We start from the raw sequence: 13,356 nt of genomic DNA, 5'->3' as shown, positions 1-13,356 counted from the left end.
TGCGGCCCTTCCTGGATGCGGCCGCTACAAAAGTACAATTCTGCACCAGAATCGGCACAGTTGACATCATTTTGCCACTACTTTTCTTTTGCTGACGTCAAGTAATTGGCCTGGCGATCTGTATCGGCGAGTGGCGTAGAATCCTGAGCACCGTTCATTGCCTTCTGTCTAATACAGGCCATCGATTTCCCATGACCGTGACAAGCCCCGCCCTGATCCGCGAAACCTTCCCCGTCGGCCCGTTGCAGTGCAACTGCACCATCATCGGCGACCCGATCAGCAAAAAAGCGATCGTGGTTGACCCGGGCGGCAATCATGAATTGATCCTGGCGCGCCTCGATGCCTTGGGCTTGAAGGTGGTCAGCATCATTCACACCCACGCGCACCTGGATCACTTCCTGGCCTCCGGTCAGTTGAAGGAGAAAACCGGCGCGACCTTGCACCTGCACAAAGAAGATCAGTTCCTCTGGGACAACCTGGAGATGCAATGCCAGATGTTCGGTGTGCCTTACACGCCGGTGCCATCGCCGGATCGTTGGCTGGCCGATGACGAAGAACTCGCCTGCGGTTGCGGAGTGGCGATCCACACGCCAGGGCATACGCCAGGTTCCATGAGCTTCTGGTTTTCAGAGGCCAAGCTGCTGATAGCCGGTGACACGCTGTTTCGGCGCGGGGTAGGGCGCACGGATTTGTGGGGCGGCGACCAGGCGACCATCGTGCGGTCGATCAAGCAGCGGCTGTATACCCTCGACGAAGAAGCGACCGTGGTCACCGGGCACGGTCCGGACACGCGTCTGGGCGATGAAATGCGCGAGAACCCGTTCGTGCGGGCCTGATTTGTAACACAGGGAATTTTTGACCGGCGCGACGATCCAACGCCCGCAAAGGTCCAATGCTTAAGTCCGTTGCACCACAGAATGCAAAAAGTAGGAGCTCTTAATGTTCACCATGCGTCCTTTGATTATTGTCGCTACCGCAGTGGCCTTGCTGTCTGGCTGTGCTTCGCCCAACCCTTACAATGGCCAGCCTCAGGGGCAGGCTGATACCGGCTCCGAAGGCATGAGCAAAACCGCTAAATACGGTGGTCTCGGTGCCTTGGCGGGTGCTTTGGCCGGTGCCGCGATCAACCACGATAACCGTGGCAAGGGCGCGCTGATCGGCGCAGCGGTGGTGGGTGCTTCCGCCGCCGGTTACGGTTACTACGCCGACCAGCAAGAGAAAAAGCTGCGCGCCAGCATGGCCAACACCGGGGTTGAAGTGCAGCGCCAGGGCGATCAGATCAAGCTGATCATGCCGGGCAACATCACGTTTGCCACCGATTCGGCGAACATCGCTCCAAGTTTCTATCAGCCGTTGAACAACCTGGCGGGCTCGCTCAAGGAGTTCAACCAGAACCAGATCGAGATCGTCGGCTATACCGACAGCACCGGTGCGCGTCAGCACAACATGGACCTGTCCCAACGTCGTGCGCAGAGCGTGGCGACCTACCTGACGTCGCAAGGCGTGAGCGGTGCCAACCTGTCGGCTCGCGGTGCCGGCCCCGATAACCCGATTGCCAGCAACGGTGATGCCAATGGTCGGGCACAGAACCGCCGCGTTGAAGTCAACTTGAAAGCGATTCCGGGTCAGCAATATCCTCAGCAATAACCGTTTTACCTTTACCAACCTGACTGAACCCCAGGCGTAAAAAAAGCCCGCCCGATCCTCAACAGATCGGGCGGGCTTTTTTGTGTCATCCGTTCTAACCCCTTCGCGAGCAGGCTCGCCCCCACAATTGATCGCGTTCCCCTTGTGGGAGCGAGCCTGCTCGCGAAGGGGCCAGAACAGACACCGCACCTCCAGAACAAAAAAGCCCCCGGACAATCACTCGTCCGAGGGCTTTTATACTGCGCGAAACCTGATTACTTCTTCAGGCCGTAATGCTCATCGAGCATGCCCGGTGCGTTCGGGGATTTGGGTGCGTAGTCGCGAGGCGGCTCCTGGTTGCGCGGTGGCGTCAGGCGTTCACGTGGGGCTACGGCCGCGTCGGCGTGCAGCGAGGCCAGCAGGCGTTGGCGAGTCTGCTCGTCCAGGGCCAGGCGGTTGGCGCCCTCGGCGAGGTGATCCTGCACTTCCTGATAGCTCTGAGTCAGCTTCTTGACCAGGGTGGCAGTGCTGTTGAAGTGGGTCACCACCTCGTTCTGATAACTGTCGAAACGTTCCTGAATGTCGTCCAGCTGACGTTGCGTGCTGCTCGGCGCGGCATTCGGCACCAAGCGAGCGATCAGGAATCCAATGGCGACACCCACAACCAGGGCAAGAGTCGGTAACAACCAAACTAAGAGCGAGTGTTCCACGAGTCCTTCCTCTATAAACGGCTTTGCTTTACGTTAACGGCTCGAACCTGCGCTGTATACCGCGATTCACTCGCAATAGATTGGCACAGACAATTTGCTAGACGAGTCGACCCGATTCGAGGTCACGGAGTTCCTTCCTTGCTTATGCGCGAAACCCCTGTAGTGATTGATGGCCCGGTGGGTCAACTGGAAGCTTTGTACCTGGATAATGAGCAGCCACGCGGCATCGCGCTGATCTGCCATCCGAACCCGGTGCAAGGCGGCACCATGCTCAACAAAGTGGTCTCGACCCTGCAGCGTACCGCGCGCGACGCCGGTTTGATTACCTTGCGGTTCAATTACCGTGGCGTCGGTGCCAGCGAAGGTACCCATGACATGGGCACTGGTGAAGTCGACGACGCCCAGGCGGTTGCCGAATGGCTGCGGGAAAAACATCCGGATTTGCCACTGACCCTGTTTGGTTTCTCCTTCGGCGGTTTTGTTGCTGCCAGTCTCGGCGGACGCCTGGAAGCCAAGGGCGAACAGCTGAAACATGTGTTCATGGTCGCGCCCGCTGTCATGCGTCTGGGCGATCAGGATCAACTGCCGCAACACGGCGAGTTGACCCTGATCCAGCCGGAAACCGACGAAGTGATCGACCCGCAAGCCGTCTATGACTGGTCCGAAAAACTCGAGCGTCCCCATGAGCTGCTGAAAGTGGCAGAATGCGGACACTTTTTTCATGGCAAGCTGACCGATCTCAAGGATCTGATCCTGCCGCGTCTTTCGAATTGATTGCAGTCTGACAAGCGATTACCCATGACGACTCGTACCCGTATCCTCACCGGCATCACCACCACCGGCACGCCGCACCTGGGCAACTACGCCGGCGCCATCCGCCCGGCGATCCTTGCCAGCCGTGACAGCAATGCCGATTCGTTCTACTTCCTGGCCGACTACCACGCCCTGATCAAATGCGATGACCCGCTGCGCATCCAGCGCTCGCGTCTGGAAATCGCCGCGACCTGGCTGGCCGGTGGCCTGGATGTGGACCGCGTGACGTTCTACCGCCAGTCCGACATCCCGGAAATCCCCGAGCTGACCTGGCTGCTGACCTGCGTAGCCGCCAAGGGCCTGCTCAACCGCGCCCATGCCTACAAGGCTTCGGTGGACAAGAACGTCGAGACCGGCGAAGACCCGGACGCCGGCATCACCATGGGCTTGTACAGCTACCCGGTGCTGATGGCGGCGGACATTCTGATGTTTAACGCGCACAAGGTGCCGGTCGGTCGTGACCAGATCCAGCACGTCGAAATGGCCCGCGACATCGGCCAGCGTTTCAACCATCTGTTCGGTCAGGGCAAAGAATTCTTCACCATGCCTGAAGCGCTGATTGAAGAAAGCGTTGCCACACTGCCAGGCCTCGACGGTCGCAAGATGTCGAAGAGCTACGACAACACCATCCCGTTGTTCAGCAGCGCCAAAGAGATGAAGGACGCCATTTCGCGGATCGTCACCGACTCGCGCGCGCCGGGCGAAGCCAAGGACCCGGACAACTCGCACCTGTTCACCTTGTTCCAGGCGTTTGCTACGCCGGCTCAGTCCGATGAATTCCGCAGCGAACTGTTGCAGGGCCTGGGTTGGGGTGAGGCGAAGAATCGCCTGTTCCAGTTGCTGGACAGCGAGCTGGGCGAGTCCCGCGAGCGTTATCACCAGTTGATCGAACGCCCGGCGGACTTGGAAGACATGCTGCAAGTGGGCGCCAAAAAAGCCCGTGCAGTCGCGACGCCGTTCCTCAACGAACTGCGTGAAGCGGTCGGCCTGCGTTCTTTCGTGGCGCAGACTCAAGTCGCCGCCACCACCAAGAAAAAAGCCGCGAAAGCCGCACGTTTTGTCAGCTTCCGTGAAGACGACGGCAGTTTCCGCTTCCGTCTGCTGGCAGCCGATGGCGAGCAACTGCTGTTGTCGCGCAACTTCGCCGACGGCAAAACCGCCGGGCAAGTGACCAAGCAACTGCAAGCGGGCCAGCCTCTGGACGTGCGCAGCGAAGACCTGAACTTCAGCGTCTGGCTGGAAGGTGAGTGCGTGGCAGACAGCCCGGCATTCGTCGACAGCACCGCGCGTGACGTCGCCATCGACGCCCTGCGCGTCGCGTTGACGCCGGTTCAGGAATAAATCAGCGGCTCGACCCGACCAAGGGCCGATTGCCATTCCCCCGGGCCGTCGCTACAGTGACGGCCCGTTTTTGTTGCCTTGCTAACGAATTATGACGCCCCTAGAACGATATCAAGCTGATCTGAAGCGCCCGGAATTCTTCCATGATGCCGCGCAGGAAACTGCCGTGCGCCATTTGCAGCGTCTGTACGACGATCTGGTCGCGGCCTCGCAGAGCAAGCCGGGCCTGTTCGGCAAACTGTTTGGCAAGAAAGAGCAGGCGCCGGTCAAGGGCCTGTACTTCTGGGGCGGCGTGGGTCGCGGCAAGACTTACCTGGTCGACACCTTCTTCGAAGCGCTGCCGTTCAAGGAAAAGACCCGGACTCACTTCCACCGCTTCATGAAGCGTGTGCACGAAGAGATGAAGACCCTTGGCGGCGAAAAGAACCCGCTGACCATCATCGCCAAGCGTTTCTCCGACGAGTCGCGAGTGATCTGCTTCGATGAATTCTTCGTCTCCGACATCACCGACGCGATGATTCTCGGCACGCTGATGGAAGAGCTGTTCAAGAATGGCGTGACCCTGGTCGCGACCTCGAACATCGTGCCGGACGGTCTGTACAAGGACGGCCTGCAACGCGCGCGCTTCCTGCCGGCCATCGCGCTGATCAAGCAGAACACCGACATCGTCAATGTCGACAGCGGCGTCGATTACCGTCTGCGTCATCTTGAGCAAGCAGAGCTGTTCCACTTCCCGCTGGACGAAGCCGCTGAGGAAAGCCTGCGCAAGAGCTTCCGTGCGCTGACGCCGGAGTGCACGGCCGCGGTCGAGAACGACGTGCTGATGATCGAGAATCGCGCCATCCGCGCGGTACGTACGTGTGATGACGTGGCCTGGTTCGACTTCCGCGAACTGTGCGACGGCCCGCGCAGCCAGAACGATTACATCGAACTGGGCAAGATCTTCCACGCCGTGTTGCTCAGCGGTGTCGAGCAGATGAGCGTCACCACCGACGACATCGCCCGTCGCTTTATCAACATGGTCGACGAGTTCTACGACCGTAACGTAAAGTTGATCATTTCCGCCGAAGTCGAGCTCAAAGACCTCTACACCGGCGGTCGCCTGAACTTCGAATTCCAGCGCACGCTCAGCCGTCTGCTGGAAATGCAGTCGCACGAATTCCTGTCCCGGGCGCATAAGCCGTAGGACGATTCGGAAACAAAAAAAGGGCCTGCATTTGCAGGCCCTTTTTTTATGCCTTGAACAGACCTCGAATCCAGCGCAGATCCAATGTGGGAGCGGGCTTGCTCGCGAATGCGGTCTGACATTCAACATTGATGTCGACTGACATATCGCTTTCGCGAGCAAGCCCGCTCCCACATTTGGATTGTGATGGGCTCTAAGGTTTACGCGGCCTGCTGAAACTGCTGCCGATACTGGTTCGGTGACAACTCGGTGTGCTGGCGGAACAGCCGCGCAAAGAAGCTCGCATCGTCGTAACCCACCTCATAGCTGATGGTCTTGATGCTCTTGCGGCTGCCGGACAGCAGGCCCTTGGCGGTTTCGATGCGCAGGCGTTGCAGGTAATGCAGCGGCTTGTCGCCGGTCGCGGTCTGGAAGCGGCGCATGAAATTGCGGATGCTCATGCCGTGTTCGCGGGCGACGTCTTCGAAGCGGAATTTGTCGGCGAAGTGCTCTTCGAGCCAGTGCTGGATCTGCAGGATGATCACGTCCTGGTGCAGCTTCTGGCCGCCAAAACCGATCCGACCCGGGGAATAGCTGCGCTGGACTTCGTAGAGGATATCCCGCGCCACGGCCTGCGATACGTTGGCGCCGCAGAAGCGCTCGATCAGGTAGATATAGAGGTCGCAGGCCGACGTGGTGCCACCGGCGCAATACAGGTTGTCGGCGTCGGTCAGGTGCTTGTCCTGATTCAGCTGAACCTGTGGGTAGCGCTCGGCGAACGCGTTGAAGAAGCGCCAGTACGTGGTCGCTTCCTTGCCATTGAGCAGGCCGGCTTCGGCGAGCCAGAACACCCCGGTTGCTTCACCGCACAACACCGCACCGCGGGCATGTTGCTCGCGCAGCCATGGCAGGACCTGTGGATAACGTTTGCAGAGCGTCTCGAAGTCGTCCCAGAAGGCGGGGAGGATGATGATGTCGGCGTTTTCCAGGCCGCCGTCTACCGGGATGATCACATCGCTGAAGCTGTTCACCGGCTTGCCGTCGGGGCTGACCAACCGGGTTTCAAACGCTGGCGTCAGGCCCTGGCCCAACTGTTTCCCATAGCGCAGGCTGGCCAGATGGAAGAAATCTTTGGCTTGCAGGAGGGTGGAAGCGAAAACCCGGTCGATCGCCAGGATGCTGACGCGCCGCAGGGGCGTGGAGACTTGCTTAGACATAATTCAACTTTATTTTTATAAGGGAAAGTGGTCATCAAACGGCTGGATCGTCTTATTTTTTGTCTGATGTGTCCAGTGTCCTGTGTCGGATGTGAGGCTTAGTCTCTGAGGGGCCATTCCTCTAACAATAACCACAGGTGCCGCATGATCCCCAGAACCTTGTTCAGTTCCGAGCACGAACTTTTCCGCGACAGCGTGCGAACGTTCCTGGAAAAAGAGGCTGTTCCGTTCCATGCGCAATGGGAAAAACAAGGCTATATCGACCGCAAACTCTGGAACAAGGCAGGGGAGGCGGGGATGTTGTGTTCGCATCTGCCGGAGGAATACGGCGGGTTGGGCGCAGACTTTTTGTACAGCGCGGTGGTGATCGAAGAGGTCGGGCGCCTGGGGTTGACCGGGATCGGTTTTTCCCTGCATTCGGACATTGTGGCGCCGTACATCCTGCATTACGGCAGTGAGGCGCTGAAGCACAAGTACCTGCCGAAACTGGTGTCCGGCGAGATGGTTACGGCGATTGCCATGACCGAGCCGGGGGCCGGTTCCGACCTGCAAGGGGTGAAGACCACGGCGGTGCTGGATGGCGACGAGTACGTCATCAACGGTTCGAAAACCTTCATCACCAACGGCTTTCTGGCGGACCTGGTGATCGTGGTGGCCAAGACCGATCCGAAGGCTGGCGCCAAGGGTACCAGCCTGTTTCTGGTCGAGGCCGACACCCCCGGTTTCGACAAGGGCAAGCGTCTGGAAAAGGTCGGGATGAAGGCCCAGGACACGTCGGAACTATTCTTCCAGGACGTTCGGGTACCCAAGGAGAACCTGTTGGGGCAAGCCGGGATGGGCTTCGCTTACCTGATGCAGGAGTTGCCGCAAGAGCGCCTCACCGTGGCCATCGGCGGGCTTGCTTCGGCAGAAGCTGCACTGCAATGGACGCTGGACTACACCCGTGAGCGCAAGGCGTTCGGCAAGGCGATTGCCGATTTCCAGAACACTCGCTTCAAACTGGCGGAGATGGCGACCGAGATTCAGATTGGCCGGGTCTTCGTCGACCGCTGCCTGGAACTGCACCTGCAAGGCAAGCTGGACGTGCCGACGGCGGCGATGGCCAAGTATTGGGGCACGGACCTGCAATGCAAGGTGCTCGACGAGTGCGTGCAGCTGCATGGCGGCTATGGATTTATGTGGGAATACCCGATTGCCCGGGCGTGGGCAGATGCGCGAGTGCAGCGGATTTATGCGGGGACCAATGAAATCATGAAGGAGATTATTGCGCGGTCGCTGTAATTTGCGGTGACTGGACTGACGCCTTCGCGAGCAAGTCGAGTCGTCGCACCGCCGCTCCCACATTTAACCGAGTTCTCTCATAAGAATGCGGTCGAATGTGGGAGCGGGCTTGCTCGCGAAGGCTTTTTATCAGGCGATCAAGGCGCAGGGTTCGGGTGATCCTTGTGAATCGCCTCAATCCCCTCCAGCACTTCATCCGACAGCTTCAGCTCGAAGCTGGCGATATTGCTCTCTAGTTGCTCCATCGTCGTCGCGCCAATGATGTTGCTGGTGACGAACGGTTGCTGAGTCACGAATGCCAGCGCCATCTGCGCCGGGTCCAGATCGTGTTCACGGGCCAGTGCCACGTAACGGCTGCATGCTGCTTCCGACTGTGGGTTGAAATAGCGGCTGAAGCGGCTGTAGAGGCTCAGGCGGCCTTTTGGTGGGCGCGCGCCACCTTCGTACTTGCCCGACAGGAAACCGAACGCCAGCGGCGAATACGCGAGCAAGCCGCATTGTTCACGAATGGCAATTTCTGCCAGGCCGACTTCGAAGCTGCGGTTGAGCAGGTTGTACGGGTTCTGGATCGACACGGCGCGTGGCCAGCCACGGGCTTCGGCCAGGGCGAGGAAGCGCATGGTGCCCCACGGCGTTTCATTGGACAGGCCGATGTGGCGGATCTTGCCGGCCTTGACCTGTTCGTCCAGCGCTTCGAGGGTGTCTTCCAGCGGCGTGAGGTTGGCTTCGCTCTTGTGCTTGTAACCCAGCTGGCCGAAGAAGTTGGTGCTGCGTTCCGGCCAGTGCAGTTGGTAAAGGTCGATGTAGTCGGTTTGCAGGCGTTTCAGGCTCGCATCCACGGCTTCGGTGATGTGTTGGCGGTTGTGACGCAGGTTTTTGTCGCGGATGTAGTCGATGGTGTTGCCCGGGCCGGCGATCTTGCTGGCGAGAATCCAGTCGGCGCGATCGCCGCGGCTTTTGAAGTAATTGCCGATGTAGCGCTCGGTGGTGGCGTAGGTTTCGGCCTTGGGCGGCACCGGGTACATCTCGGCCGTGTCGATGAAATTGATCCCGGCACTTTTGGCCCGTTCAATCTGCGCGAAGGCTTCAGCCTCGCTGTTTTGCTCGCCCCAGGTCATGGTTCCGAGGCAGATGGCGCTCACGTTCAGATTGGTTCTGCCTAGCTGGCGATAGTCCATCAGGTACTCCTTGGGCAAAACAATCATAAAAGCAGGTTGAATTATTTTTCGCAATCTGCATAATTGCGCACCTCTTTCTGCAGTGGAAGTGATGCGCCGCCGCCGAAGAATCTTGCCGTTGAACGGACGCGCCGACCCGAGCCCCCGAAAGCGTCTGTATCCGGCTGCCTTTGACTTGTCAAAGTACGCACTATTCAGTAAGATCCGCCGTCTAATTTACAGGGCGGCCCCTGAGGCTATAAAGAATGAAAACTTTTACTGCTAAACCGGAAACAGTACAGCGCGACTGGTTTGTCGTCGACGCTGCAGGTCAGACCCTGGGTCGTCTGGCCACCGAAATCGCGAGCCGTCTGCGTGGCAAGCATAAAGCTGAGTACACTCCTCACGTTGACACCGGCGATTACATCGTCGTTATCAATGCCGAGCAGATTCGTGTAACCGGTGCTAAAACCACCGACAAAATCTACTACTCCCACTCCGGTTTCCCGGGCGGCATCAAGTCGATCAACTTCGAAAAGCTGATCGCTAAAGCCCCTGAGCGCGTGATCGAGACCGCGGTCAAAGGCATGCTGCCTAAGAACCCGCTGGGTCGCGACATGTATCGTAAGCTGAAAGTCTATGCGGGCGCTGTACACCCTCATACTGCTCAGCAGCCCCAAGAACTGAAGTTTTAACGGAATAGTTCATTATGTCGGCGACTCAAAATTACGGCACTGGCCGTCGCAAGACCGCAACCGCACGCGTTTTCCTGCGTCCGGGTACTGGTAACATCTCCATCAACAACCGTTCGCTGGATAATTTCTTCGGCCGCGAAACTGCCCGCATGGTAGTTCGTCAGCCGCTGGAATTGACTGAGACTGTCGAGAAGTTCGACATCTACGTCACCGTGATCGGTGGTGGTGTAAGTGGTCAAGCTGGCGCAATCCGCCACGGTATCACTCGCGCACTGATGCAGTACGACGAAACCCTGCGTGGCGCTCTGCGCAAAGCTGGCTTCGTTACTCGCGATGCTCGTGAAGTTGAACGTAAGAAAGTCGGTCTGCGTAAAGCGCGTAAGCGTCCGCAGTACTCGAAGCGTTAATTCGCTTTCACGTTCAAAAAAGAACGCCCAGCCTCCTCACGGAGCTGGGCGTTTTTTTATGCGTGCGATTTATCAAAGAATTGCGCTGTGACAACTTGCCACAGCCGTAGAGCCCCTATACTGCAAGGCTTGGCAGTGGAGCCCTTGGGTAATTACCTTGTCAGAATTGGGGCTTTTCATTACCATTCGGCAAAATTTTTATAAGTACATAGATTTACTTAGTAGATGCCTGATTTAACAGGCCACAAAAGCTGATGGGAGAGGACTGAATGAGCAATGACGGCGTGAATGCAGGCCGGCGTCGCTTCTTGGTAGCAGCCACATCCGTGGTGGGTGCTGCAGGAGCGGTGGGGGCTGCGGTCCCGTTCGTGGGGTCATGGTTTCCCAGTGCCAAGGCGAAAGCCGCGGGTGCACCGGTGAAAGTGAATGTCAGCAAAATCGAGCCAGGCCAGCAGATGATTGCTGAGTGGCGCGGCCAGCCGGTATTCATTGTCCGCCGTACTCCGGAAATCCTGGGGAATCTGAAAAAGATCGAGGGCCAGCTGTCTGACCCGGACTCCAAGAACTCGACACAACCGACTTATGTCGACCCGGAAACGCGTTCGATCAAGCCAGAAGTACTGCTGCTGATCGGTATCTGCACACACCTGGGTTGCTCGCCAACCTTCCGTCCCGAAGTGGCACCTGCTGATCTGGGCAAGGACTGGGTAGGCGGCTATTTCTGCCCGTGCCACGGTTCCCACTACGATCTGGCTGGCCGCGTCTACAAGTCGCAACCTGCGCCTTTGAACCTGCCAGTTCCCCCGCATTCCTATGAGACCGACGACATCATTGTCATCGGCGTCGATACGGAGAAAGCGTGATGAGCAAGTTCATGGATTGGGTTGATGCGCGCTTTCCCGCGACCAAAATGTGGGAAGACCATCTCAGCAAGTACTACGCCCCGAAGAACTTCAACTTCTTCTATTTCTTTGGTTCCCTGGCGCTGCTCGTTCTGGTCAACCAGATCGTTACCGGTGTCTGGCTGACCATGAGCTACACCCCGTCGGCAGAAGAGGCGTTTGCTTCCGTCGAATACATCATGCGCGACGTCGAGTACGGCTCGATCCTGCGTCTGCTGCACTCCACCGGCGCTTCGGCGTTCTTCATCGTGGTTTATCTGCACATGTTCCGTGGCCTGCTCTACGGTTCGTACCAGAAGCCGCGTGAGCTGGTGTGGGTCTTTGGCATGCTGATCTACCTGGCGCTGATGGCTGAAGCCTTCATGGGTTACCTGCTGCCGTGGGGCCAGATGTCCTACTGGGGTGCCCAGGTGATCATCTCGCTGTTCGGTGCGATCCCGGTCATCGGTAACGACCTGACCCAGTGGATCCGTGGTGACTACCTGATTTCCGGTATTACCCTGAACCGCTTCTTCGCCCTGCACGTTGTTGCGTTGCCGATCGTGATCCTCGGTCTGGTGGTGCTGCACGTTCTGGCGTTGCACGAAGTCGGTTCGAACAACCCGGACGGTGTGGACATCAAGAAACACAAGGACGAAAACGGCGTACCGCTGGACGGCATTGCCTTCCACCCGTACTACACCGTGAAAGATATCGTCGGTGTGGTGGTGTTCCTGTTCATCTTCTGCTCGATCGTGTTCTTCTTCCCGGAAATGGGCGGTTACTTCCTCGAGAAGCCGAACTTCGAAGTGGCGAACGCCTTCAAGACCCCAGAGCACATCGCTCCGGTCTGGTACTTCACTCCGTTCTACGCGATTCTGCGGGCCATCCCGGACAAGCTCATGGGTGTTATCGCCATGGGGGCGTCGATTGCCATGCTGTTCGTCCTGCCGTGGCTGGACCGTAGCCCCGTCAAGTCGATGCGCTACAAAGGCTGGATGAGCAGGATCTGGTTGTGGGTGTTCTGCATTTCGTTCGTGATCCTGGGCGTGCTGGGCGTGTTGGCCCCGACTCCTGAGCGGACGTTGCTGTCGCAGGTATGCACCTTCCTGTACTTCGCCTACTTCATTCTGATGCCGTTCTACACCAGGCTCGAGAAGACCAAACCGGTTCCGGAAAGGGTGACTGGCTGATGAAAAAGTTATTTTTTGCACTGATTTTTGCTGCTCTGCCTGTCTTGTCCTTTGCGGCTGAACACGGTGGTCCTGAGCTGGAAAAGGTCGACATCGACGTTTCCGACAAGGCTGCCATGCAAGATGGCGCACGTACCTTTGCCAACTACTGCATGGGTTGCCACAGCGCCAAGTTCCAGCGCTATGAGCGCGTCGCCGATGACCTGGGCATTCCCCATGATCTGATGCTGTCGAACCTGGTGTTCACTGGCGCCAAGATTGGTGATCACATGAGCATCGGCATGCAGCCGGCAGACGCCAAGGCCTGGTTCGGCGCGGCGCCGCCCGACCTGACGCTGGTGGCTCGTGTTCGCGGTACTGACTGGCTCTATGGCTACCTGAAGTCGTTCTACGAAGACCCGTCGCGTCCATGGGGCGTGAACAACAAGGTTTTCCCGAACGTCGGTATGCCTAACGTCCTGGCGGGCCTGCAAGGTCGTCAGATCATCGGTTGCAAGCAGGTTCAGATCGTCGAAGACGGCAAGAAGCAGTTTGACCCGCTGACCGGTACACCTTTGACACATGAAGCATGTGATCAAATGACCATCGTGCCGAAAACGGGTGCCCTGACCGAAGAGCAGTTCGATGAGAAGGTCAAGAATCTGGTAACCTTCCTGGCTTACTCGGCTAACCCGGTTAAGTTGCAACATCAGCGCATTGGTACTTACGTCTTGCTGTACCTGGCGTTCTTCTTCGTGTTCGCTTATCTGCTCAAGCGCGAATACTGGAAAGATGTGCACTGATAAAGATTCAAGCAGTTGCTGTTAATCGCGCGCGCCCAAGGGCGCCTCTGAAGGTGTAACGAGTCTGGGTGATCCAGGCGTTACGGGA

At 58.1% G+C, this 13,356-nt stretch carries 14 protein-coding genes; 11 read left to right on the top strand and 3 right to left on the bottom strand.

Annotated features, from left to right (window positions below):
- The first annotated feature begins 191 nt into the window (after positions 1-191).
- Positions 192-836: an MBL fold metallo-hydrolase gene (locus BK660_RS22170; RefSeq protein ID WP_123435092.1), complete on the top strand. Its 645-nt coding sequence runs from the start codon at positions 192-194 to the stop codon at positions 834-836.
- Positions 837-939: 103 nt separating this feature from the next.
- A complete protein-coding gene (locus BK660_RS22165) occupies positions 940-1,647 on the top strand; it encodes a YiaD family glycine zipper/OmpA-like lipoprotein (RefSeq protein WP_123435091.1) in 708 nt (235 codons plus the stop codon).
- A gap of 254 nt (positions 1,648-1,901) precedes the next feature.
- Here the strand turns inward: BK660_RS22165 and BK660_RS22160 are convergent, their stop codons facing one another.
- Positions 1,902-2,336, bottom strand: coding sequence for a Z-ring associated ZapG family protein (locus BK660_RS22160; protein ID WP_123435090.1), 435 nt, complete (start codon positions 2,334-2,336; stop codon positions 1,902-1,904).
- Between the two features lie 144 nt (positions 2,337-2,480).
- Here BK660_RS22160 and BK660_RS22155 point away from each other — a divergent pair, with 144 nt between their 5' ends.
- The 3 genes from BK660_RS22155 (at position 2,481) to zapE (ending at position 5,676) form a co-directional block, all read left to right on the top strand.
- The gene (locus BK660_RS22155; protein ID WP_123435089.1) at positions 2,481-3,110 is read left to right on the top strand and encodes an alpha/beta hydrolase; all 630 of its coding nucleotides are present in this window, start codon (positions 2,481-2,483) and stop codon (positions 3,108-3,110) included.
- Positions 3,111-3,134: 24 nt separating this feature from the next.
- Complete coding sequence (locus tag BK660_RS22150; RefSeq protein WP_123435088.1) at positions 3,135-4,490, top strand: tryptophan--tRNA ligase; 1,356 nt, start codon at positions 3,135-3,137, stop codon at positions 4,488-4,490.
- 91 nt (positions 4,491-4,581) lie between these two features.
- Positions 4,582-5,676 (top strand): cell division protein ZapE, encoded by a 1,095-nt coding sequence (gene zapE, locus BK660_RS22145; protein WP_123435087.1) that lies wholly within the window; start codon positions 4,582-4,584, stop codon positions 5,674-5,676.
- Between the two features lie 200 nt (positions 5,677-5,876).
- Here zapE and BK660_RS22135 read toward each other — a convergent pair whose 3' ends face one another.
- Positions 5,877-6,773: a GlxA family transcriptional regulator gene (locus BK660_RS22135; RefSeq protein WP_185045179.1), complete on the bottom strand. Its 897-nt coding sequence runs from the start codon at positions 6,771-6,773 to the stop codon at positions 5,877-5,879.
- A gap of 243 nt (positions 6,774-7,016) precedes the next feature.
- Here BK660_RS22135 and BK660_RS22130 point away from each other — a divergent pair, with 243 nt between their 5' ends.
- Positions 7,017-8,153: an acyl-CoA dehydrogenase family protein gene (locus BK660_RS22130; RefSeq protein WP_123435085.1), complete on the top strand. Its 1,137-nt coding sequence runs from the start codon at positions 7,017-7,019 to the stop codon at positions 8,151-8,153.
- A gap of 137 nt (positions 8,154-8,290) precedes the next feature.
- Here the strand turns inward: BK660_RS22130 and BK660_RS22125 are convergent, their stop codons facing one another.
- On the bottom strand, positions 8,291-9,331 hold the full coding sequence (locus BK660_RS22125) for an NADP(H)-dependent aldo-keto reductase (protein ID WP_123435084.1): 1,041 nt from the start codon (positions 9,329-9,331) through the stop codon (positions 8,291-8,293).
- Positions 9,332-9,576: 245 nt separating this feature from the next.
- On the opposite strand from BK660_RS22125, the gene rplM reads away from it, so the two are divergent.
- The 5 genes from rplM (at position 9,577) to BK660_RS22100 (ending at position 13,268) form a co-directional block, all read left to right on the top strand.
- Positions 9,577-10,005: a 50S ribosomal protein L13 gene (gene rplM, locus BK660_RS22120; protein WP_007905295.1), complete on the top strand. Its 429-nt coding sequence runs from the start codon at positions 9,577-9,579 to the stop codon at positions 10,003-10,005.
- Between the two features lie 14 nt (positions 10,006-10,019).
- Positions 10,020-10,412, top strand: a complete 393-nt coding sequence (gene rpsI / locus BK660_RS22115) for a 30S ribosomal protein S9 (RefSeq protein WP_002555064.1) — start codon at positions 10,020-10,022, stop codon at positions 10,410-10,412.
- A gap of 269 nt (positions 10,413-10,681) precedes the next feature.
- Complete coding sequence (petA, locus tag BK660_RS22110) at positions 10,682-11,275, top strand: ubiquinol-cytochrome c reductase iron-sulfur subunit (protein ID WP_123435083.1); 594 nt, start codon at positions 10,682-10,684, stop codon at positions 11,273-11,275.
- Complete coding sequence (locus BK660_RS22105) at positions 11,275-12,486, top strand: cytochrome b (protein WP_123435082.1); 1,212 nt, start codon at positions 11,275-11,277, stop codon at positions 12,484-12,486. The genes petA and BK660_RS22105 overlap by 1 nt, the downstream gene beginning before the upstream one ends.
- Positions 12,486-13,268 carry a cytochrome c1 gene (locus BK660_RS22100; RefSeq protein WP_123435081.1) on the top strand — a complete coding sequence of 261 codons (783 nt, stop codon included), beginning with the start codon at positions 12,486-12,488 and terminating at the stop codon, positions 13,266-13,268. Before BK660_RS22105 ends, BK660_RS22100 begins: the two co-directional genes overlap by 1 nt.
- The last annotated feature ends 88 nt before the right edge of the window (positions 13,269-13,356 follow it).

This window comes from Pseudomonas brassicacearum (genome assembly GCF_003732265.1).
In the GTDB taxonomy this organism is placed as follows: Bacteria; Pseudomonadota; Gammaproteobacteria; order Pseudomonadales; family Pseudomonadaceae; genus Aquipseudomonas; species Aquipseudomonas brassicacearum_D.
This window is presented reverse-complemented; position numbering and strand designations above follow the sequence as displayed.

Coding starts and splice junctions, on each gene's coding strand:
- BK660_RS22170 (WP_123435092.1), top strand. CDS start 192: ATGACCGTGACAAGCCCCGCCCTGATCCGCGAAACCTTCCCCGTCGGC.
- BK660_RS22165 (WP_123435091.1), top strand. CDS start 940: ATGTTCACCATGCGTCCTTTGATTATTGTCGCTACCGCAGTGGCCTTG.
- BK660_RS22155 (WP_123435089.1), top strand. CDS start 2,481: ATGCGCGAAACCCCTGTAGTGATTGATGGCCCGGTGGGTCAACTGGAA.
- BK660_RS22150 (WP_123435088.1), top strand. CDS start 3,135: ATGACGACTCGTACCCGTATCCTCACCGGCATCACCACCACCGGCACG.
- zapE (WP_123435087.1), top strand. CDS start 4,582: ATGACGCCCCTAGAACGATATCAAGCTGATCTGAAGCGCCCGGAATTC.
- BK660_RS22130 (WP_123435085.1), top strand. CDS start 7,017: ATGATCCCCAGAACCTTGTTCAGTTCCGAGCACGAACTTTTCCGCGAC.
- BK660_RS22125 (WP_123435084.1), bottom strand. CDS start 9,331: ATGGACTATCGCCAGCTAGGCAGAACCAATCTGAACGTGAGCGCCATC.
- rplM (WP_007905295.1), top strand. CDS start 9,577: ATGAAAACTTTTACTGCTAAACCGGAAACAGTACAGCGCGACTGGTTT.
- rpsI (WP_002555064.1), top strand. CDS start 10,020: ATGTCGGCGACTCAAAATTACGGCACTGGCCGTCGCAAGACCGCAACC.
- petA (WP_123435083.1), top strand. CDS start 10,682: ATGAGCAATGACGGCGTGAATGCAGGCCGGCGTCGCTTCTTGGTAGCA.
- BK660_RS22105 (WP_123435082.1), top strand. CDS start 11,275: ATGAGCAAGTTCATGGATTGGGTTGATGCGCGCTTTCCCGCGACCAAA.
- BK660_RS22100 (WP_123435081.1), top strand. CDS start 12,486: ATGAAAAAGTTATTTTTTGCACTGATTTTTGCTGCTCTGCCTGTCTTG.